A 21033-nucleotide genomic window follows, 5' to 3' on the forward strand; every position below is an offset into this window, starting at 1 on the left:
AAGACTTGCCGCTTCCTTTACCATCGCCGCATCCTTCGACGGGCAACCCTATGTACATCTATCGACTGGTGCTGATCCTGGTGGTCGGCATCTACCTCTTTTCCCCGGCCATCATGGACTGGTGGATCGACGCCAATGGCGTCTGGTACCGGCCCTACCTGCTCTGGCTGATCCTGATCGTCGTCACCTTCATCCTCCAGAGCCAGCGCGATGCAGACGAGCTTTAACCTCAGCCACCTGATGCTGATCAGCGTCGCCTACCTGCTGATGCTGTTCGGTATCGCCTGGATCAGCGACCGCGGCCTCATTCCCCGTCGCATCGTCCGTCACCCGCTGATCTACACCCTTTCACTGGGCGTCTACGCCAGCGCCTGGGCGTTCTATGGCGCGGTCGGCCTGGCGCACCAGTACGGGTTCGGCTTCCTCTCCAGCTACATGGGCGTTTCCGGCGCATTCCTGCTGGCGCCGGTGCTGCTCTATCCGATCCTGCGCATCACCCGCACCTACCAGCTGTCCTCGCTGGCGGACCTGTTTGCCTTTCGCTTCCGCAGCACCTGGGCCGGCGCCCTGACCACGCTGTTCATGCTGATCGGTGTACTGCCGCTGCTGGCCCTGCAGATTCAGGCAGTGACCGACTCGATCAGCATTCTCACCCGCGACCCGCTGCAGGAGCGTGTCGCGCTGAGCTACTGCGCGCTGATCATGCTGTTCACCATCCTCTTCGGCGCGCGCCACATCGCCACCCGGGAAAAGCATGAAGGCCTGGTGTTCGCGATTGCCTTCGAGTCGATAGTCAAGCTGATCGCTCTGAGCATCATCGGTGTCTATGCGCTCTATGCGGTGTTTGGCGGCCTCGACGGCCTGGAGCTGTGGCTGCACCACAACCAGATGACCTTAAGCGACCTGCATACGCCGCTGCAGGAAGGCCCCTGGCGCACCCTGCTGCTGGTGTTCTTCGCCTCGGCCATCGTGATGCCGCACATGTATCACATGACCTTCACGGAAAACATCAACCCGCGCGCCATGGTCAGCGCCAGCTGGGGCTTGCCGCTGTATCTCCTGCTGATGAGCCTGTCGGTGCCGGTGATCCTGTGGGCCGGCCTGGAGCTGAAGGCCGCCACCAACCCCGAGTACTTCACGCTGGGGGTCGGCATGGCGGTGAACAGTGACTGGCTGTCGCTGGTGGCCTACGTCGGCGGGCTTTCCGCCTCCAGCGGCCTGATCATCGTCACCACCCTGGCGCTCTCGGGGATGGCGCTCAACCACCTGGTCCTGCCGCTGTATCAACCGCCGGCGGAAGGCAACATCTACCGCTGGCTGAAATGGACCCGGCGCGCGCTGATCATGGCGATCATCGCTGCCGGATATGGCTTCTACCTGCTGCTCGGTTCGCGCCAGGATCTCTCCAACCTGGGCATCGTCGCCTTCGTCGCGACCCTGCAGTTCCTCCCCGGCGTCCTCTCGGTCCTGTACTGGCCGGCCGCGAACCGGCGCGGTTTCCTCGCCGGGCTGCTGGCGGGCATCGGGGTCTGGGTGGCAAGCATGCTGCTGCCGTTGATCACCGAACTGCAGGGCATCTATATCCCGCTGTTCAACCTGATCTACGTGCTCGACGACACCAGCTGGCACCTGGCGGCCATCGCCTCGCTCGCGGCCAACGTCCTGGTCTTCGCCCTGGTGTCGCTGTTCACCGATTCCGCACCGGAGGAAATCAGCGCGGCGGAAGCCTGTGCCGTGGACAACGTGCGCCGTCCCCAGCGCCGCGAGCTGATCGTCATGTCGCCGCAGGAATTCGTCACCCAACTGGCCAAGCCGCTCGGCGCGCCCAGCGCCCAGCGCGAAGTGGATACCGCCCTGCGCGACCTCTCGCTGCCCTTCGACGAGCACCGCCCCTACGCGCTGCGGCGCCTGCGCGATCGCATCGAGGCAAACCTGTCCGGGCTGATGGGCCCCAGCGTGGCCCAGGACATAGTCGCGACCTTCCTGCCCTACAAGACCGGCAATGAAGCCTATGTCACCGAGGACATCCATTTCATCGAGAGCCGTCTTGAGGACTACCGCTCGCGCCTGACCGGCCTTGCCGCAGAACTCGATGCCCTGCGCCGCTACCACCGCCAGACCCTGCAGGAGCTGCCCATGGGTGTCTGCTCGCTGGCCAAGGATCAGGAGATCCTGATGTGGAACCGGGCCATGGAGGAGCTGACCGGCATCCCGGCGCAGCGTGTGCTCGGTTCGCGCCTGAATACCGTAGGCGCACCCTGGGAAGGCCTGCTGGAGAACTTCATCAACCTGCCCGACCAGCACCTGCACAAGCAGCGACTGCCGTTCGATGGCCAGACCCGCTGGCTCAACCTGCACAAGGCGGCGATCGACGAGCCGCTGGCGCCGGGCAATACCGGCCTGGTGCTGCTGGTCGAGGACCTCACCGAGACCCAGCTGCTGGAGGATCGCCTGGTGCACTCGGAACGACTGGCCAGCATCGGTCGCCTGGCCGCCGGTGTCGCCCACGAGATCGGCAACCCGGTCACCGGCATCGCCTGCCTGGCGCAGAATCTGCGCGAGGAAGAGGAAGAGAACGAGGAAATCCGCGAAATCAGCAACCAGATCATCGAACAGACCAAGCGCATCTCGCGGATCGTCCAGTCGCTGATGAGCTTCGCCCACGCCGGCGCCCATCGCCAGAGCGACGAGCCGGTCAACCTGGCGCAGATCAGCCGCGACGCGATTGCCCTGCTGTCGCTGAACCGGCGCAGCGTCGAGGTCGAGTACTTCAACCTCTGCGACCCCGACCACTGGGCCGTGGGCGACACCCAGCGCCTCGGTCAGGTAGTGGTCAACCTGCTCTCCAACGCCCGCGACGCCTCCCCTCCCGGCAGCGCGATACGGGTTCGCAGCGAAGCCTCGGAACAGACGGTGACGCTGCTGGTGGAGGATGAAGGCAGCGGAATTCCACAGGCGATCATCGACCGACTGTTCGAGCCGTTCTTCACCACCAAGGACCCCGGCGAGGGGACCGGGCTGGGGCTCGCACTGGTCTATTCAATCGTTGAAGAGCATTATGGACAGATAACAATCGACAGCCCGGCCGATCCGGAGCACCAGCGTGGCACCCGTGTCCGGGTGACACTGCCGCGGCATGTCGAGGCGACGTCCCCCGAGAATTGAGATCGTCGAGAGAAGCGAATGCCACATATTCTGATCGTCGAAGACGAGACCATCATCCGTTCTGCCTTGCGTCGTCTGCTCGAGCGCAACCAATACGAAGTCAGCGAAGCCGGCTCGGTGCAGGAGGCGCAGGAGCGCTTCAATGTGCCCGGCTTCGACCTCATCGTCAGTGACCTGCGCCTGCCCGGCGCACCCGGCACCGAACTGATCCGCCTGGGTCAGGGCACCCCGGTGCTGATCATGACCAGCTATGCCAGCCTGCGCTCGGCAGTCGACTCGATGAAGATGGGTGCGGTCGACTACATCGCCAAGCCCTTCGACCACGACGAGATGCTCCAGGCGGTGGCGCGCATCCTGCGCGAGCGCGAAAGTCGCGGCAACGCGCCACGCGAAAGCCAGGACGAGCGCAACGACAAGCCGTCCACCGCCAGCACCGGGGAGATCGGCATCATCGGCGCCTGCGATTCCATGCAAAGCCTGTTCAGCAAGATCCGCAAGGTCGCACCTACCGACTCTACCGTACTGATTCAGGGCGAATCCGGCACCGGCAAGGAGCTGGTCGCGCGCGCCCTGCACAACCTGTCGCGGCGGGCCAAGGCGCCGATGATCTCGGTGAACTGCGCAGCCATTCCGGAAAGCCTGATCGAGTCGGAACTGTTCGGCCACGAGAAAGGCGCCTTCACCGGTGCCAGCGCCGGGCGCGCCGGCCTGGTCGAAGCGGCCGATGGCGGCACGCTGTTCCTCGACGAAATCGGCGAGCTGCCCCTGGAAGCACAGGCGCGACTGCTGCGCGTGCTGCAGGAGGGCGAGATTCGCCGCGTCGGCTCGGTGCAGTCACAGAAGGTCGATGTCCGACTGATCGCCGCGACCCACCGCGATCTCAAGACGCTGGCGCGCCAGAACCAGTTCCGCGAAGACCTCTACTACCGCCTGAACGTGATCGCGCTGATGCTGCCGCCATTGCGTGAGCGCGGCCAGGACATCCTCGAGATCGCCAGCAGCTTCCTGCTGCGCCAGGGCAAGCGCATGGAGCGCAGCGACCTGCGCTTCACCCAGGAGGCGGAACAGGCCATTCGGCACTACAGCTGGCCGGGCAATGTTCGCGAGCTGGAAAACGCCATCGAGCGCGCCGCAATCCTTTGCGAAGGGCCGGACATCTGTGCCGAGCTGCTGGGCATCGATGTCGAGCTGGACGACTACGACGACGAGAGCTTCGATGACGACCGCCTGGCCGCCGGCCGAGCAGGCAATGCCAGTCACGAGCCGACCGAAGACCTTTCCCTGGAAGACTACTTCCAGCATTTCGTGCTCGAGCACCAGGACCACATGACCGAGACCGAGCTGGCACGCAAGCTCGGCATCAGCCGCAAATGTCTGTGGGAACGCCGCCAGCGCCTCGGCATTCCCCGCAAGCGATCCGGTGTGGCAGGCTGAAATCCGCGTGCCAGACGCGGCGCACGCCTGTTACCGGCGCGACCGCGAGTAACAGAGCCGGGGCCTACAGTAACGGGGCCCCGGCTTTTTTTCGCCCTCACCCCACCCTGCAAAAGCATCAAACCATTGATATTAAAGGGATTTTAAAAACTGGCACGGCAAATGCTATATCTCTGGCACAACAACAACAAAAACCAGTACCCAAAACAAGAACAACAGACACGACTCCAGACCAACAAGAACAAGAACGACGGAGGCGCAGCTAACTGATTTTTTTGGAGAGGACACGCAACCGGGGCAACCCGCTTCAGCTCAGCAACAACAAGACTGCATAGAAGCAGCTGACGAGCCGAAGAGATCACGGACCGATCATTGCACCATCAGCTTCCAAAGCAATCCGTTCGCTCTTGGTTTTCATCATGGAAACCGCAAGAAAAGCCGGGAAGACAATAAAAACAAGATTCCCGTCATAACAATAAGAACAGAGCAGGCAACTCAATTGGTTGCGGGGAGGCGAAATGCCTCCCCGCCAACTTCCCCCTCCGACACCACCCGCACCTGCACCTAATCCGCAACAGATGCTAGACTCCGCGCGCAAACCGCGGCCGGACTCGCTTACGGCCAGTCACTCTCCCAGACAGTGCCACTCATGCTGAAGAAGCTGTTCAAGTCCCTCCGCTCTCCCCTGCGCCGTGCCCAGCATATCCGCAGCACGCCAGAAGTTCTGACCGACCACCAGCATTCCCTGAGCCGCGGCCAACTCAGTCGCAACGCCGTCAGCGTCGTGGATCGCCTGCAGAAAGCCGGTTACCAGGCTTATCTGGTCGGCGGCTGCGTACGCGATCTGATGCTCGGCATCACGCCCAAGGACTTCGACGTCGCCACCAGCGCCACGCCTGAGCAGGTCCGCGCCGAGTTTCGCAATGCCCGCGTGATCGGTCGCCGCTTCAAGCTGGTCCACGTGCACTTCGGCCGCGAGATCATCGAAGTGGCCACCTTCCGTGCCAATCATCCGGAAGGTGACGACGAGGACGACAACCTGTCCTCACGCAACGCCAGCGGCCGCATCCTGCGTGACAACGTCTACGGCACTCTGGAAGACGACGCACAGCGCCGCGACTTCACCATCAATGCGCTCTATTACGACTCCGGCACCGGCCGCATTCTCGATTACGCCAAGGGCGTGCACGACATTCGCAACCAGTTGGTGCGCCTGATCGGCAACCCGGAACAGCGCTTCCTCGAAGATCCCGTGCGCATGCTGCGGGCGATCCGCTTCGCCGCCAAGCTGGACTTCGACATCGAGCGCCACACTGCCGAACCCATCGAGCGACTGGCACCGATGCTGCGCGACATTCCGGCGGCGCGCCTGTTCGACGAAGTACTCAAGCTGTTCCTGGCCGGCCAGGCCGAACGCACCTTCGAGCTGCTGCTCGACTACGACCTGTTCGCCCCGCTGTTCCCGGCCGCGGCCGAGGCACTCGAGGACAACCCCGACTACAGCTACGAGCTGATCAGCCTGGCACTGGCCAATACTGACGAACGCATCGCCCAGGGCAAACCGGTCACCCCGGCCTTTCTGTTCGCCGCGCTGCTCTGGCCTGCCCTGCCGGCACGCGTACTGGCACAGCAGGACCGCGGCCTGCCGCCGATCCCGGCGATGCAGGAAGCCGCCCACGAACTGATCGCCGAGCAGTGCCGACGGATCGCCATTCCCAAGCGTTTCACCCTGCCGATCAAGGAAATCTGGGACATGCAGGAGCGCCTGCCCAGGCGCAGCGGCAAACGCGCCGACCTGCTGCTGGAGAACCCGCGCTTCCGCGCCGGCTACGACTTCCTGCTGCTGCGCGAAAGCGCCGGCGAACAGACCGGTGGCCTCGGTGACTGGTGGACCCGCTACCAGGAGGTCAGCGACAGCGAGCGCCGCGAGATGATTCGCAACCTTGGCAGCCGCGAGGAAGGCGCTGCTCCACGCAAGCGCCGGCGCAGCGGCGCCCGGCGCAAGCCGGCTGGTTCGGCCCCCGCCGCCGAGTAGCATGGAACTCGCCTACATCGGACTGGGCAGCAATCTCGGCGAACCCGAGGCGCAGCTTCGCGCTGCACTCGATGCCCTGGGTGCGCTACCCGCCAGCCAGCTCGTACAGACGTCCTCACTGTACTCCAGCGCCCCGCTCGGCCCGGCCGACCAGCCACGTTACGTGAATGCGGTAGCGGCGCTACGAACCGACCTGTCGCCGCTGGCCCTGCTCGACGCACTCCAGCACATCGAACAGACCCAGGGCCGGGTACGCAAGGCCGAACGCTGGGGCCCACGCACACTCGATCTCGACATCCTGCTGTTCGGCCAGCAGCGCCTCGACCTGCCGCGCCTGCAGGTACCGCACTACCACATGCACCTGCGCGCCTTCGTCCTCTACCCGCTGGCGGAGATCGTCGGCGAGCAGTTCCTGCTGCCGGACGGCCAGCGCCTGAGCGCCCTGTTACGCGCCTGCCCGGCAGGTGACCTGCAGCGCCTTCCCGCCGCTGGCGAGGCCAGGTAACCGGGTAACAACGCCGGTAACACTCGCAATTGACTTGCCCCGCGCCCATCGGGACTATAGGCGTCCCGTTGCCCGGACCCGAAGGTCCGACAGAGGAGCGCCCCATGCCAGATGTCACCCTGACCACCCTGCAAAGCCTCAAGCAGAAGGGCGAGAAGATCGTCATGCTGACCTGCTACGACGCCATCTTCGCCAAGACCGCCAGCGAAGCCGGCGTGGAGATGCTGCTGATCGGCGACTCGCTGGGGATGGTCCTGCAAGGACATGACAGCACCCTCCCCGTCACGGTCGCAGACATGGCCTACCACACTGCCTGCGTCAAACGTGGCAACCGCGGCGCGATGATCGTCGCCGACCTGCCGTTCATGGCCAACGCGACCCTCGAGCAGACCCTGAACAATTCCGCCGAGCTGATGCGCGCCGGCGCGCACATGGTCAAGGTCGAAGGTGCCGGCTGGCTGGCCGAGTCGATCCGCCTGCTCGCCGAGCGCGGCATCCCGGTCTGCGCCCATCTGGGCCTGACACCGCAATCGGTGAACGTGTTCGGCGGCTACAAGGTGCAGGGGCGCCAGGAGGAACAGGCGCGCCAGATGATCGAAGACGCCAGGGCGCTGGAAGCGGCCGGCGCCGCCATGCTGCTGCTCGAATGCGTACCCAGCAGCCTCGGTGCGGCGGTCAGCCAGGCGGTGCGGATTCCGGTGATCGGCATCGGTGCCGGCAGTGAAACCGATGGCCAGGTGCTGGTCCTGCACGACATGCTCGGCCTATCCCTTGGAGGCCGCGCGCCCAAGTTCGTGAAGAACTTCATGGCCGAACAGAACGACATCCCCGGCGCCATCGGTGCCTACGTCAAGGCGGTGAAGGACGTCAGCTTCCCCGCAGCAGAACACGGATTCTCCGCATGAAAACCGTTTCCAGCGTGCGCGAGCTGCGCGCCGCCGTCGCCGAGGCTCGCGCCGCCGGCAAACGCGTCGGCCTGGTGCCGACCATGGGCAATCTGCACAGCGGCCATGCGGCACTGGTACGCCGCGCCACCCAGTTGGCAGACTTCGTGGTGGCGAGCATCTTCGTCAATCCCATGCAGTTCGGCGCAAATGAAGATCTGGACAAGTACCCACGCACCCTCGCCGCCGACCAGGAAACCTTGTTCGAAGCCGGTTGCGACCTGCTCTTTGCGCCGACAGTGGCGGAGATGTATCCACGCGGCATGCAGGGTCAGACCCGGGTCAGCGTCCCGGGCGTTTCCGAAGGGTTGTGTGGCGGCAGTCGGCCCGGCCACTTCGATGGTGTCTCTACCGTGGTCTGCAAACTGTTCAACATGGCCCTGCCTGACCTCGCCGTGTTTGGCGAAAAGGACTTCCAGCAGCTTGCCGTCATCCGCCGCATGGTCAGCGACCTGAACATGCCGATCGAGATCTTCGGCGAACCCACAGTACGGGCCGAGGACGGCCTGGCGCTGTCCTCGCGCAACGGCTACCTGACGGCAGAGCAGCGCGCCGCGGCACCACGGCTGTACGCCACCCTGATGCAGATGGCGGCAAGGCTGCGTGACGGCAAGAGCGACATTTCCGCCCTGATCCGTGACGGCGCCAGGCAGCTCGAAGAGGCCGGCCTGCGCCCCGACTACCTGGAAGTTCGCGAGGCCAGCAATCTGCAACCTGCGACCCTTGAGGATCGCCATTGCGTGATCCTGGCCGCGGCCTACCTGGGCACGACTCGCCTGATCGACAATCTCGCCGTGGATCTCGGCGATTCGGCAAAGTCCTGACGACTTTGCCGCCAGCGCCAGGAACGGCGCGCAAGCAACCTGACACACGGGCCAACGTGACCTTGATCACCGTTCCCGGTTCGGGCAAACTCAGCCGCCGCTTGTGGACCTGATGAGGAAACCGCCATGCAAGCCATCATGCTCAAAGCCAAACTGCACCGTGCCGAAGTGACTCACTCCGTGCTCGACTATGAAGGCTCGTGCGCCATCGACGGGGAATGGCTCGATCTGGCGGGTATTCGCGAATACGAGCAGATTCAGATCTACAACATCGACAACGGCGAGCGCTTCACCACCTACGCCATCCGTGGCGAGGAAGGCTCGAAGATGATCTCGGTCAACGGCGCCGCAGCGCACAAAGCCGCAGTCGGCAACCGTGTGATCATCTGCGCCTACGCCAATTACAGCGAAGCCGAGCTGGTCAATTTCAAGCCACGCATGCTGTACATGGCACCGGGCAATCAGCTCAGCCACACCAGCAACGCGATTCCGGTTCAGGTTGCCTGAGCCCCCACGGCCACGCCTGAGCCGCTAGACTGAAAAGCCCGGAACACTCCGGGCTTTTTCATGTTCCAAGCAGGCTCAAGCACAAGGAAGCCGTAGCCGATGGCCTATTACCAGCATCCCGTCGACGTCACCAGCCTGCCGGCCTGGCAGGCGCTCAGCCAGCATCGCGAAGCCATGCAGACATTCAGTCTGCGCAACGCCTTCCAGCAGAACAGCCAACGTTTCCAGCAGTTTTCTCTGAGCTGTTGCGGGTTGTTCCTGGACTACTCGAAGAACCTGGTCGATCAGGAAACCCGCGACCTGCTGGTAAGGCTGGCGCGCGAGTCACGGCTGGAGCAGTCGATCCAGGCGCTGTTCGCAGGCGAGCCGGTGAACGGCTCGGAGCAGCGCCCGGCACTGCACACAGCGCTGCGCCGGCCAATGGGCGATGCGTTGGTAGTGGATGGCGAAAACATCATGCCCGAGGTGCATCGGGTGCTGAACAAGATGACCGAGCTGGTCGGGCGGATCCACAACGGCTTGTGGCGTGGCTACAACGAACAGCCGATCACCGACGTAGTGAACATCGGCATCGGCGGCTCCTTCCTCGGCCCGCAACTGGTCTCCGAAGCACTGTTGCCCTTTGCCCAGAAGGGTGTGCGCTGCCACTACCTGGCGAACATCGACGGCAGCGAATTCCACGCCCTGTCGGCGCGCCTGCGCGCCGAGACCACCCTGTTCATCGTCTCGTCGAAATCCTTCACCACCCTGGAGACGCTGAAGAACGCCATGGCGGCGCGCAGCTGGTACCTGGCCCAGGGCGGCTCGGAGGCCGAACTGCACCGCCATTTCATTGCCGTGACCAGCAACCTGGAGGCGGCCGAAGCCTTCGGCATGCACGCGGAAAACATCTTTCCCATGTGGGACTGGGTCGGCGGGCGCTACTCGCTGTGGTCGGCAATCGGCCTGCCCATTGCTCTGGCCGTCGGCATGTCCAATTTCAAGGAACTGCTCGCCGGCGCCCACGCCATGGACGAGCACTTCCAGTCGGCACCCTTCGAGCAGAACATGCCGGTCATTCTCGGCCTGCTGGGCATCTGGTACGGAAACTTCTGGGACGCCCAGAGCCACGCGATCCTGCCTTACGACCACTATCTGCGAAACATCACCAAGCATCTGCAGCAGCTGGACATGGAGTCCAACGGCAAGAGCGTGCGCCAGGACGGCAGCCCGGTCAGCTGCGACAGCGGCCCGGTGATCTGGGGCGGTGTCGGCTGCAACGGCCAGCATGCCTACCACCAGCTGCTGCACCAGGGCACTCAGCTGATTCCGGCCGACTTCATCGTCCCGGTGGTCAGCTACAACCCGGTCGCCGACCACCATCAGTGGCTGTATGCCAACTGCCTGTCGCAGAGCCAGGCGCTGATGCTCGGCAAATCGCGCGAAGAGGCCGAGGCCGAGCTGCGCGCCAAGGGCATGAGCGAGGATGAGGTGCAGCGCCTGGCGCCGCACAAGGTGATTCCCGGCAACCGGCCGAGCAACACCCTGGTGCTCGATCGCATCAGTCCCCGCCGACTCGGCGCGCTGGTCGCGCTCTACGAGCACAAGGTGTTCGTGCAGAGCGCCATCTGGGGCATCAATGCCTTCGACCAGTGGGGCGTGGAGCTGGGCAAGGAGCTCGGCCGCAATGTCTACCAGGGGCTGACCAGCTTCGAGCCGGCGCCCGCAGCGGACGGTTCGACCCAGGGCCTGATCGACTTCTTCCGCGGCCGCCATCGCGGCTGAGCAACCGCCTCATCCCAGGCGCTCTGGTCTAAGCTCACTGCTACGATCCGGGCGTCCTGGATCGACTGGCCGAGCGCACTGACGCCCCAGTCATCGGTCCCGCCTACTCCCTTGCGCATCGCACAATCACAACAAGAAGGGCTTCGACATGTTCGAGATTTCCCGCCACCCCGTTCCCGACGCCTTCCGTCAGCGCGCCCTGATCAAGGCCGAGGATTACGAGCTGCTCTACAAGCTGTCGATCGCCCATCCTGAGGAATTCTGGAGCGAGCAGGCCAAGCATTTTCTCGACTGGAGCAAGCCCTGGGACAAGGTCTTCGACGGGGATATCCGCGACGGCAGCGCCGCCTGGTTCAAGGGTGGCGAATTGAACGTCAGCCACAACTGCGTCGACCGCCACCTGGCCGAGCGTGCCGAGCAGGTCGCAATCATCTGGGAAGGCGACGACCCCGGCGACTCGGCCCACATCACCTATCGCGAGCTGCATCATCGGGTGTCCAGACTGGGCAACCTGCTGCGCGAGCGCGGTGTACGCAAGGGTGATCGGGTCTGCATCTACATGCCGATGATTCCCGAGGCTGCCTACGCGATGCTGGCCTGCGCGCGGATCGGCGCCATCCACTCGGTGGTGTTCGGCGGTTTCTCCCCCGACGCCCTGCGTGACCGGATTCTCGATGCCGACTGTCGCACCGTCATCACCGCCGACGAAGGCGTGCGTGGCGGCAAGCACGTCCCGCTCAAGAGCAACGTCGACAAGGCGTTGCAGAGCTGCCCGGATGTCTCCACGGTGGTGGTGGTCGAGCGTACCGCCGGCGAAATCGACTGGGTCGACGGCCGCGATATCTGGTACCACGAGGCCCAGGCAACGCAGTCCGACGACTGCCCACCCGAGCCGATGGACGCCGAGGACCCGCTGTTCATCCTCTATACCTCCGGCAGCACCGGCAAGCCCAAGGGCGTGCTGCACACCACCGGCGGCTACCTGCTGCAGGCAACGATGACCCACCGTTACGTGTTCGACTACCACGACGGCGACATCTACTGGTGCAGCGCCGACATCGGCTGGGTCACCGGCCACAGCTACATCGTCTACGGGCCACTGGCCAACGGCGCCACCACCCTGATGTTCGAAGGCGTGCCCAACTACCCCGATCCGTCGCGCTTCTGGCAGGTGGTCGACAAGCACAAGGTGAACATCTTCTATACCGCCCCGACCGCCCTGCGCTCGCTGATGCGCGAAGGTGACGAAGCGGTGCGCAGCACCAGCCGCAGCAGCCTGCGACTGCTCGGCTCGGTGGGCGAGCCGATCAACCCGGAAGCCTGGGAGTGGTACTACAACGTGGTCGGCGAAACGCGCTGCCCCATCGTCGACACCTGGTGGCAGACCGAAACCGGCGCCATCATGATCAGTCCACTGCCCGGCGCCACGCTGCTCAAGCCCGGCTCGGCGACCCGGCCGTTCTTCGGCGTGCAGCCGGTGCTGCTGGATGACCAGGGCAAGGAAATCCAGGGTGCCGGATCCGGCGTACTGGCGATCAAGGGCAGCTGGCCAAGCCAGATCCGCAGCGTCTACGGCGATCATCAGCGGCTGATCGACACCTATTTCAAACCCTATCCCGGCTACTATTTCACCGGCGACGGCGCGCGGCGCGACGAGGACGGCTACTACTGGATCACCGGCCGTGTGGATGATGTGATCAACGTCTCCGGCCACCGCATCGGCACCGCCGAAGTGGAAAGTGCCCTGGTGCTGCACGACGACGTTGCCGAAGCGGCGGTGGTCGGCTGCCCGCACGACGTCAAGGGTCAGTGCATCTACGCCTTCGTCACCCTGATGTCCAATCACGCCCCCAGCGACGCACTGAAGAACGAGCTGATTGCACTGATCGGCAAGGAGATCGGCAGCTTCGCCAAGCCCGACTTTCTGCAATGGGCCCCGCGGCTGCCGAAGACCCGTTCCGGCAAGATCATGCGGCGCATCCTGCGCAAGATCGCCTGCAATGAACTGGACAGCCTCGGTGATACCTCGACCCTATCCGACCCGAGCGTGGTCGACGAACTGATCGAGAAGCGCCTCAACCGCTAGAATCTGCGCCTTGCGGGCGACCGCTGCCGCCAGGAGAGCATCGTGGAGTTCGTCCGCCGTCATATCGAAGCCCAGGTCCTGAGCCTGGGCGCCATTGCTCTGGGCCAGATCGATTTCACCCGACCAGCCGGCGACCCCGGCCTGTTCGGCCCCCAGGCAGCCTGCTGGCGGGTGCATGGCGACTTCACCTGCATGATGATCGGCGGCATTTCCGCGCTGCTGATGCAGGCACTGCACCCGCTGGCCCTGGCCGGCGTCTGGGATCATTCGAATTTTCGCCAGGACCTCATCGGCCGACTACGGCGCACCGGCCAGTTCATTTCCGGCACCACCTTCGCGGCCCGCCAGGACGCCGACTGGCTGATCGACAAGGTGCGCAAGGTTCACCTCAAGGTCGTCGGCACGGCGCCGGACGGACGCCCCTACGCAGCAAGCGATCCCGCCCTGCTGACCTGGGTCCACGTGGCCGAGGTTTCCAGCTTTCTCGCCGCCCATCTGCGCTATGCCCGCGACCCGCTCAAGGGCGTCGACCAGGACCGCTACTACGCGGAGGTCGCCTTGATCGCCGAGCGACTCGGTGCCGAACAGGTCCCGCGATCCCGCGAAGAGATCGCCGCGTACCTGGAGGAAATCCGGCCCCAACTACTGTGCGACCAGCGCTCACTGGAGATACTGCAGATCCTGCGGCATGCGCCTGCACCTAGCGCCATGGCCGTACCGGTGGGCCGGCTTCTGCTCAATGCCGGCATCGATCTGTTGCCCGACTGGGCCCAGCACATGTTCGGACAACGCATCGGTCCGCTGCGCGGCACGCTGATTCATGCAGCGGTCCACAGCCTTGCACCGACCTTGCGCTGGGCCGTGCGTGGCGGCGCCTATCATCTGGCGCACCGGCGTCTGGGGCTGACTCCGCGCTGAACACCTGTTTCACGACGGCTCACTATGCGACCATTGCCAGCCTTCCGGTCACCCGCCGACTCCTTTTCGTCTCCCTGAGGTCAATTCCATGCGTGAAGTCGTCATCGTCGCCGCCACCCGCACCGCCATCGGCAGCTTCCAGGGCAGCCTGGCCAACGTTCCAGCCGTGGAACTGGGCGCAGCAGTCATCCGTCGCCTGCTCGAGCAGACCGGCCTCGATGCGACGCAGGTCGATGAAGTGCTGCTCGGCCACGTACTGACTGCAGGCGCGGGCCAGAACACCGCGCGCCAGGCGGCGATCCACGCGGGCCTACCGCACGCAGTCCCGGCCATGACCCTGAACAAGGTCTGCGGCTCGGGCCTCAAGGCGCTGCACCTGGCGACCCAGGCGATCCGCTGCGGTGACGCGGACGTCATCATCGCCGGCGGCATGGAGAGCATGAGTCTTGCGCCCTACGTCATGCCGGCTGCGCGCACCGGCCTGCGCATGGGCCACGGCAAGCTGATCGACAGCATGATCCAGGATGGCCTGTGGGACGCCTTCAACGACTACCACATGGGCATTACCGCCGAGAACCTGGTTGAAAAGTACGGCATCAGCCGCGAGGAACAGGATGCCTTCGCTGCCGCCTCGCAGCAGAAGGCCGTTGCGGCCATCGAAGCCGGCCGCTTCGCCGACGAGATCACCCCGATCCTGATCCCGCAGCGCAAGGGCGACCCGCTCGCCTTCGCCACCGACGAGCAGCCACGCGCCGGCACCACGGCCGAATCGCTGGGCAAGCTCAAGCCGGCGTTCAAGAAGGACGGCAGCGTCACCGCAGGCAACGCTTCCAGTCTCAACGACGGCGCCGCCGCCGTACTGCTGATGAGCGCTGACAAGGCCCAGGCACTGGGGCTGCCGGTGCTGGCGCGGATTGCCGCCTACGCCAACGCGGGCGTGGACCCGGCAATCATGGGTATCGGCCCGGTTTCGGCCACCCGCCGCTGCCTGGAAAAGGCCGGCTGGAGCCTCAAAGAACTCGACCTGATCGAGGCCAACGAAGCCTTCGCCGCCCAGGCGCTGAGCGTCGGTAAGGAACTGGGCTGGAGCGCGGAGAAGGTCAACGTCAATGGCGGCGCCATCGCCCTGGGCCACCCGATCGGCGCCTCGGGCTGCCGCGTGCTGGTCACCCTGCTGCACGAAATGATCCGCCGCGACGCCAAAAAGGGCCTGGCCACCCTCTGCATCGGCGGCGGCCAGGGCGTAGCGCTGGCCATCGCCCGCTAACATCAACCGCGGAACGTAGGTTGGGCTGAGCACGGCGAAACCCAACGAGCGGACTACCGGCCATCTCGATACCGCCACAAACCACCGCAAACCGTAATAGAACGCCGGCCAAGCGCCGGCGTTTTTCTTGCTAGACTCTGCGCCCTCCCGTTCCGAGACCCCCGCGAATGTCCTCTCTCGCTCAGGCGCTGCACGCCGCGCTCGACCGTCGCGCCCCCCTGTTCGATCAGCTGCAGCAGCAGGGGACGGACTGTTATCGCCTGTTCCACGGCAGCCAGGAAGGCGCGCCGGGCTTGACCCTGGACCGCTACGGCGAGCAACTGATGGTGCAGAGTTTTCACGCTGTGCTCGATCAGGCCGAGCTGCTCAGGCTCTGGGAACAGGTAAAGATCTTCCTCGGGCTGGACCTGCGACTGGTCTACAACGACCGCTCCGGCGGCAATTCGCGCATCGACCGCAGCGACCCCGTCTACCAGGCCGACGCCGCGGCGCTGGAGGATCTGATCGGACGTGAATGGGGCCTCGCCTATCGGGTGCGCGCTCGCCATGCCGGGCAGGACCCGCTGCTGTTCCTCGACCTGCGCAACGCCCGCGGCTGGGTCAGGCAGAACAGCACCGGCCGCTCGGTACTGAACCTGTTCGCCTACACCTGCGGGGTCGGCCTCTGTGCCGCGGCCGGTGGTGCCGGCGAGGTGCTCAATCTGGATTTTGCCGAGGGCAACCTAGCGGTCGGCAAGGAGAACGGCGAGCTCAATCCGCAATTGCCGAAGATGCAGTTCCTGCAATCGGACTACTTCCCCGCCATCCGCCAGCTCGCCGGCCTGCCCATCACCACGCGGCGCGGCCAGAAGCTGCCGTCCTATCCACGTGTCGCCCAACGCCAGTTCGATCTGGTGTTCCTCGATCCGCCTGCCTGGGCGCGCAGCGCCTTCGGCACCGTGGATCTGGCACGCGACTACCAGAGCCTGCTCAAACCGGCACTGCTGGCCACCGCAGACGATGGTGTGCTGGTCTGCTGCAACAACCTGGCAAAGGTATCCATGGATGAGTGGCGCGACCAGGTCCTGCGCTGCGCCAGCAAGATCGGTCGCCCGGTGCGTGATTGGGAACAGCTGTCCCCTGCCGCAGATTTCCCCTCCAATGACGGTCGTCCTCCGCTGAAAACGTTGATCCTGAGACTTTGAACGCAGCCTGAGGGCGGCGTGGAACCGGGCGCTCGTGCCATACTCCAACGCACCCAAGGGACCAGGTTCAGTCTTCCATGCCTACCGCTCTAACGCGCGCACTCAAGGTGCTGGCGCTTGCCCTGATCTGCTACTGCCTGCTCGGCTTTCTGATTCTGCCGGGCATGATCCAGCGTATCGCCAGCCAGCAACTGGCCGAGCGCGCGCTGGTGCCTACCCAGCTCGAACGCATCGAATTCAATCCCTTCTCCCTGCAGTTGCGGATCCACGGATTCCGTCTGGGGGAGGCAGCACAGCCGCAGGTTTCACTGCGCCAGCTGGATCTCGACCTGCAGCTGGAAAGTCTCTGGCGTGGTGCATTGATCCTGCAGGAAGTGCGACTGAGCGAGCCGCATGTCGAGGTACTGCTGGACAAGAACGGCACGCTCAACCTGTCCCGGCTGTTTCGCCCTGCCGCCGAGCCAAAGCCTGTAGCGCAGACAGACGAGCAGCCTTTCCCTCTGCGACTGGAACGTCTGCTCTTGGAGGACGGCCGTTTTCGCTTCCATGATCGACGACCAAGCGAAGCCATCGAATTCGCCTATCAGGATCTGCAGCTGACCCTGAACAACCTCAGCACTCTCGTCGAGGACAATGCCGACCTGCAGCTGAGCGCAAACGGACCCAATGGCGGTCGTCTCGAGTGGCAGGGCGAGGTCAGCCTGGTGCCCCTGGCATCGCGGGGATCGCTCAGCCTCAAGGATGGCCAGCTCAAGGCCATCTGGCCCTATGTGCGCGATGCCGTAGCACTCGATCTTCAGGATGGCGTACTCAGTGCGAGCACCGACTATCGCTTCAGCCTGAACGAAGGCACCGAGCTGACGCTGGACAAGCTGGTGATCAGCCTGGCGCCCTTGGCCATCAACGCGGATGGCAAGCCTCTGTTGCAGCTCGAGCGCCTGGACATCAGCGACAGCTCCCTCGATCTGGCCAAGAAACAACTGCGCATTGGCCAGGTTCGCAGCCAGAAGCTGCAGGCCTGGGCCGCGCGTGAAGCGGACGGCACAATCGACTGGCAGAAACTGCTCACCCCCCGCAACCCGGAGCAACCTGTCGCCGAAAGCGATGAGGAGACGGCCGAGGAGAAACCCTGGCAGGTTGTCCTGGCCGACGCCCAGTTGCGTGACTACCGCCTGCATCTGACCGATCGCGTGCCCCGCTCGCCGGTAGAACTGCTGGTCGGGCCACTTGACCTGGACCTGAAAGACTTCTCCAGCAGCGGCGAGCGTCCTTTCGGGCTCACACTGAAATCCGGCCTCGGCAAACAGGGCTCGCTCAACGCGGGAGGCACGGTTCAGCTGCAGCCCTTCAGCACCGAGCTGGACCTGCAGACCCAAGGTGTGGACCTGCGCCTGGCGCAAGCCTATCTGGAGCCCTTCGTGCGGCTTGAGTTGCGCAGTGGACTGCTCGACAGCCAACTGAAGATCATCGCATCCCAGACCGAGGAACTGACCCTGAGTGTCGACGGCCGTGCCGACATCAACCAGCTGCATACCCTCGATACCCTGCGCCAGCGCGACTTCGTCAAATGGCCACGCCTGGCCCTGGAGGGCATTGCCTACCGGCATGGCAAGAGCCTGGGCATCGAGACAGTGCAATTCGAACAACCCTATGTCCGCTTCGTGATCAACGAGGATCGCAGCACCAACATCAGCGAATTGCTCGTGCCACAGCCGCAGACCGCCACCGCGCCCGCCAGCGACACCACGCCCCTGGCGCTGCGCATAGGCGCCATCAAGATCCGCAACGGTTCCGGACACTTTGCCGACTTCAGCCTGCGGCCGGCGTTCGCCACCGCCGTGCAGGAGCTCAATGGCGAGATAGGGACCCTCGACAATCGCAGCAAGCAGTCGGCGAAAGTCGATATCAAGGGCAAGGTTGATCGCTATGCGCCCGTCAGCATCAGTGGCGAGTTGACGCCGTTTGACCCCTTGCAGACGCTCGACATCGCCACCCGCTTCAAGCATGTCGAGCTGACCACCTTGACGCCCTACTCCGGCAAGTTCGCCGGTTACCGCATTCGCAAGGGCCGCCTCAATCTCGACCTGCACTACCGCATCAACGGCGGCCGACTGGAAGCACGCAACCAGGTGGTACTGGAACAGTTGCAGCTGGGCGAGCGCGTCGACAGCCCGGACGCAGTGGATCTGCCGATACGCCTGGCGGTCGCCCTGCTCAAGGACAGCCAGGGCAACATCGACATCGACCTGCCGGTGAGCGGTGACCTCAATGATCCGCAGTTCAGCGTGATGCCGATCGTCTGGCAGACGCTGCGCAATCTGGTGGTACGCGCCGCCAAGGCGCCGTTCAAGTTCATCGGCGGGCTGGCCGGTGCAGGCGACACCGACCTCAGCCAGGTTCACTTCGTCGCCGGCGAAGAAAGCCTGGACGACTCCGCACGCCAAAAGCTGGACATGCTCGCCAGAGCGCTTACTGAACGCCCTACCCTGCGCCTGGAGATCGAGGGCAGCGCATCTCTGGCCAGCGATGGCCCGAGCCTCGCCCAGATGCGTCTGGAGCGGGAATTCCAGAGCACCTACTACCGCATGCTGCAGCGCCGCGGCGACAGCGTCCCGGCCAGCGAGGACATGCTCGAAGTACCTGCGCGCGACAAGGACATTCTGCTCGAGGGTATCTATCGCAGTCGCCTCAATCAGCAGCCTCCTGCCGAATGGGCCGAACTCGACAACGACGAACGCCATGCACAGATGCGCCGTGCGCTGCTTTCCAGCTGGGCCAGCAGCAAGGCGCTTGCTCGCCGACTGGCGCAGCGTCGCGCCGCGGAAATCAAGCAGTACCTGGTCGAACAGGGGCAACTGGCCAGCGAGCGGGTCTATCTGATGGATGTGACGCTGGTCGATGCCGAAACCGACGGGCGTATCTCTACCACCCTGCATCTGGGCGCCGAGTGAGGTTGCGATGAGCAAGTGGCTTGCTGGTCTGGCACTACTGATGACCAGCCTGGGTGCGAACGCTGACACCATGCGCTGCGGCAGCACGCTGGTCTCGGTCGGCGATCGAGCCTTCGAGGTGCTGCGCAAGTGCGGCGAGCCAGACCAGCGCGATGAGGTCGGCTACCTGCTGGGCGGCTATGATCGCCGTGAACTGCGCGTCGACGAGTGGATCTATGGACCGCGCAACGGCATGCTCAGCATCCTCACCTTCGAAGGCAATCGTCTGGTCCGTATCGAGACCCAGCGCGCCAACTGATTTTCAGCCGAGCTGCCTCGATCACTTCCCCGACAGGTACTGCCGAGTGTCCGCCTTGGCAGCCAGGAGATTTCAGCATGACCCGACTCGCCTGCGCTCTCGTGCTATGCAGCCTGCCCTGGCAACTCCAGGCGGCCTCGACACTACGCTGCGGCAGCGACCTGGTCAGCCTGGGAGATCCGGCAGCGGTGGTGGCGAGCAAGTGTGGCGAGCCGGTAACGCGTGACTTTCTTGGCTACCGCGAACGCCAGGATGAATGGGGTTTCTTCAATGAGGTCGCGGTGGAGGAATGGACTTACGGCCCACGCAACGGCATGTACCAGTTCCTGCGCTTCGAAGGCAATCGCCTGACACGGATCCAGAGCAAGCGCGGCAACTGAGCAGGACGCGTGATGGCGAGTCGCCGCCCTGGTGACAACTGTCGAGACCGGCAACCAGCCTTGCGGATTGCCCCGGCACACATGAAGAAAGCCCGCACGGCTTGCGCCGTGCGGGCTCGGTTGAATCCGCGAAACTTACTCGCTAGATTTCAGGCCATCGGCCGAGACGTCACGAACGCCTTCGATGGCGCGGGCCTTCTCGACGGCCAGGTCACGCTCGGCATCGCTGGGCACTACGCCGGACAGCGATACCACGCCCTGATTGGTTTCTACCTTGATGTCCAGGCCGCTGATGCTGTCATCGGCCAGGAAGCTGGACTTCACCTTGCTGGTGATCCAGGTATCGGAAACGGCATCTCCAGCCTTGTCCATCTTGTCACCCGCCAGCATCAGCGGCGCGGAGGTAGCTTGCTGGGCAGTATTCTCGGCCAGAGCAACCTGGCTGACGGAAAGGCTCAGGGCGGAAGCAGCCAGGGCGGCAAGGGTCCATTTCTTATTGAATACGGTGGTCATGGTCATTCTCCTGTTTTTCTGGATGTCCGCAGCCATGCAGCGCTGCAGTAACAGGACTATTGCAGACCCCGTGCCAGCTTTTTACAATGCAAATAACTGTTATTTTTCAAACACTTAAACTGACAACCCGAAGACCGCTTGTCTTGCACATTGCACGTCGCGCCCATCGCAACATGCAAACTGCATGAAAACGCTCTGAAGAATCAGGAGGGATTCTGCTGCGACGGCGACGATCTGGATAGGCAACGAAAAAGGGCC

General features: G+C 64.2%; 17 protein-coding genes. 16 read left to right on the top strand and 1 reads right to left on the bottom strand.

Annotation, left to right across the window (positions count from 1 at the left end):
• Positions 1 to 50: 50 nt before the first annotated feature.
• From DBO85_RS11140 to DBO85_RS11215, 16 genes are all read left to right on the top strand, one after another.
• Entirely contained in the window at positions 51 to 227 is a 177-nt protein-coding gene (locus DBO85_RS11140; protein WP_108107355.1) for a hypothetical protein, read from the top strand.
• Positions 211 to 3165 carry a sensor histidine kinase gene (locus DBO85_RS11145; protein WP_108107356.1) on the top strand — a complete coding sequence of 985 codons (2955 nt, stop codon included), beginning with the start codon at positions 211 to 213 and terminating at the stop codon, positions 3163 to 3165. Before DBO85_RS11140 ends, DBO85_RS11145 begins: the two co-directional genes overlap by 17 nt.
• A gap of 18 nt (positions 3166 to 3183) precedes the next feature.
• Entirely contained in the window at positions 3184 to 4599 is a 1416-nt protein-coding gene (locus DBO85_RS11150; protein WP_108107357.1) for a sigma-54-dependent transcriptional regulator, read from the top strand.
• A gap of 649 nt (positions 4600 to 5248) precedes the next feature.
• On the top strand, positions 5249 to 6634 hold the full coding sequence (locus tag DBO85_RS11155; RefSeq protein WP_108107358.1) for a polynucleotide adenylyltransferase PcnB: 1386 nt from the start codon (positions 5249 to 5251) through the stop codon (positions 6632 to 6634).
• 1 nt (position 6635) lies between these two features.
• Positions 6636 to 7139 carry a 2-amino-4-hydroxy-6-hydroxymethyldihydropteridine diphosphokinase gene (gene folK, locus DBO85_RS11160; protein ID WP_108107359.1) on the top strand — a complete coding sequence of 168 codons (504 nt, stop codon included), beginning with the start codon at positions 6636 to 6638 and terminating at the stop codon, positions 7137 to 7139.
• Between the two features lie 104 nt (positions 7140 to 7243).
• Positions 7244 to 8044, top strand: a complete 801-nt coding sequence (panB, locus tag DBO85_RS11165) for a 3-methyl-2-oxobutanoate hydroxymethyltransferase (protein ID WP_108107360.1) — start codon at positions 7244 to 7246, stop codon at positions 8042 to 8044.
• Positions 8041 to 8907 (top strand): pantoate--beta-alanine ligase, encoded by an 867-nt coding sequence (gene panC / locus DBO85_RS11170; protein ID WP_108107361.1) that lies wholly within the window; start codon positions 8041 to 8043, stop codon positions 8905 to 8907. Before panB ends, panC begins: the two co-directional genes overlap by 4 nt.
• Before the next feature lie 126 nt (positions 8908 to 9033).
• The gene (gene panD, locus DBO85_RS11175; RefSeq protein WP_108107362.1) at positions 9034 to 9414 is read left to right on the top strand and encodes an aspartate 1-decarboxylase; all 381 of its coding nucleotides are present in this window, start codon (positions 9034 to 9036) and stop codon (positions 9412 to 9414) included.
• A 99-nt stretch (positions 9415 to 9513) separates the two neighbouring features.
• Positions 9514 to 11178 carry a glucose-6-phosphate isomerase gene (pgi, locus tag DBO85_RS11180; RefSeq protein ID WP_108107363.1) on the top strand — a complete coding sequence of 555 codons (1665 nt, stop codon included), beginning with the start codon at positions 9514 to 9516 and terminating at the stop codon, positions 11176 to 11178.
• A gap of 148 nt (positions 11179 to 11326) precedes the next feature.
• A complete protein-coding gene (gene acs / locus DBO85_RS11185) occupies positions 11327 to 13264 on the top strand; it encodes an acetate--CoA ligase (protein WP_108107364.1) in 1938 nt (645 codons plus the stop codon).
• Positions 13265 to 13306: 42 nt separating this feature from the next.
• Entirely contained in the window at positions 13307 to 14182 is an 876-nt protein-coding gene (locus DBO85_RS11190) for an oxygenase MpaB family protein (protein WP_108107365.1), read from the top strand.
• An 88-nt stretch (positions 14183 to 14270) separates the two neighbouring features.
• Complete coding sequence (locus tag DBO85_RS11195) at positions 14271 to 15449, top strand: acetyl-CoA C-acetyltransferase (RefSeq protein WP_108107366.1); 1179 nt, start codon at positions 14271 to 14273, stop codon at positions 15447 to 15449.
• A gap of 167 nt (positions 15450 to 15616) precedes the next feature.
• Complete coding sequence (locus DBO85_RS11200; protein WP_108107367.1) at positions 15617 to 16633, top strand: class I SAM-dependent rRNA methyltransferase; 1017 nt, start codon at positions 15617 to 15619, stop codon at positions 16631 to 16633.
• A gap of 77 nt (positions 16634 to 16710) precedes the next feature.
• Positions 16711 to 19584 carry a DUF748 domain-containing protein gene (locus DBO85_RS11205; protein WP_108107368.1) on the top strand — a complete coding sequence of 958 codons (2874 nt, stop codon included), beginning with the start codon at positions 16711 to 16713 and terminating at the stop codon, positions 19582 to 19584.
• Positions 19585 to 19591: 7 nt separating this feature from the next.
• Positions 19592 to 19882 carry a DUF2845 domain-containing protein gene (locus DBO85_RS11210; protein ID WP_108107369.1) on the top strand — a complete coding sequence of 97 codons (291 nt, stop codon included), beginning with the start codon at positions 19592 to 19594 and terminating at the stop codon, positions 19880 to 19882.
• A gap of 77 nt (positions 19883 to 19959) precedes the next feature.
• The gene (locus DBO85_RS11215) at positions 19960 to 20262 is read left to right on the top strand and encodes a DUF2845 domain-containing protein (protein WP_108107370.1); all 303 of its coding nucleotides are present in this window, start codon (positions 19960 to 19962) and stop codon (positions 20260 to 20262) included.
• A gap of 135 nt (positions 20263 to 20397) precedes the next feature.
• Here the strand turns inward: DBO85_RS11215 and DBO85_RS11220 are convergent, their stop codons facing one another.
• Positions 20398 to 20775, bottom strand: a complete 378-nt coding sequence (locus DBO85_RS11220) for a BON domain-containing protein (RefSeq protein WP_108107371.1) — start codon at positions 20773 to 20775, stop codon at positions 20398 to 20400.
• Positions 20776 to 21033 lie beyond the last annotated feature (258 nt).

It is taken from the genome of Pseudomonas mangrovi (assembly GCF_003052585.1).
GTDB lineage: Bacteria > Pseudomonadota > Gammaproteobacteria > Pseudomonadales > Pseudomonadaceae > Aquipseudomonas > Aquipseudomonas mangrovi.

Bases quoted from the DNA above. Each gene is read 5' to 3' on its own strand.
- acs (WP_108107364.1), top strand. From the start codon at position 11,327: ATGTTCGAGATTTCCCGCCACCCCGTTCCCGACGCCTTCCGTCAGCGC.
- DBO85_RS11220 (WP_108107371.1), bottom strand. From the start codon at position 20,775: ATGACCACCGTATTCAATAAGAAATGGACCCTTGCCGCCCTGGCTGCT.
- DBO85_RS11150 (WP_108107357.1), top strand. From the start codon at position 3,184: ATGCCACATATTCTGATCGTCGAAGACGAGACCATCATCCGTTCTGCC.
- pgi (WP_108107363.1), top strand. From the start codon at position 9,514: ATGGCCTATTACCAGCATCCCGTCGACGTCACCAGCCTGCCGGCCTGG.
- panC (WP_108107361.1), top strand. From the start codon at position 8,041: ATGAAAACCGTTTCCAGCGTGCGCGAGCTGCGCGCCGCCGTCGCCGAG.
- panD (WP_108107362.1), top strand. From the start codon at position 9,034: ATGCAAGCCATCATGCTCAAAGCCAAACTGCACCGTGCCGAAGTGACT.
- DBO85_RS11155 (WP_108107358.1), top strand. From the start codon at position 5,249: ATGCTGAAGAAGCTGTTCAAGTCCCTCCGCTCTCCCCTGCGCCGTGCC.
- DBO85_RS11145 (WP_108107356.1), top strand. From the start codon at position 211: ATGCAGACGAGCTTTAACCTCAGCCACCTGATGCTGATCAGCGTCGCC.
- DBO85_RS11200 (WP_108107367.1), top strand. From the start codon at position 15,617: ATGTCCTCTCTCGCTCAGGCGCTGCACGCCGCGCTCGACCGTCGCGCC.
- DBO85_RS11195 (WP_108107366.1), top strand. From the start codon at position 14,271: ATGCGTGAAGTCGTCATCGTCGCCGCCACCCGCACCGCCATCGGCAGC.
- DBO85_RS11215 (WP_108107370.1), top strand. From the start codon at position 19,960: ATGACCCGACTCGCCTGCGCTCTCGTGCTATGCAGCCTGCCCTGGCAA.
- DBO85_RS11140 (WP_108107355.1), top strand. From the start codon at position 51: ATGTACATCTATCGACTGGTGCTGATCCTGGTGGTCGGCATCTACCTC.
- DBO85_RS11210 (WP_108107369.1), top strand. From the start codon at position 19,592: ATGAGCAAGTGGCTTGCTGGTCTGGCACTACTGATGACCAGCCTGGGT.
- DBO85_RS11205 (WP_108107368.1), top strand. From the start codon at position 16,711: ATGCCTACCGCTCTAACGCGCGCACTCAAGGTGCTGGCGCTTGCCCTG.
- panB (WP_108107360.1), top strand. From the start codon at position 7,244: ATGCCAGATGTCACCCTGACCACCCTGCAAAGCCTCAAGCAGAAGGGC.
- folK (WP_108107359.1), top strand. From the start codon at position 6,636: ATGGAACTCGCCTACATCGGACTGGGCAGCAATCTCGGCGAACCCGAG.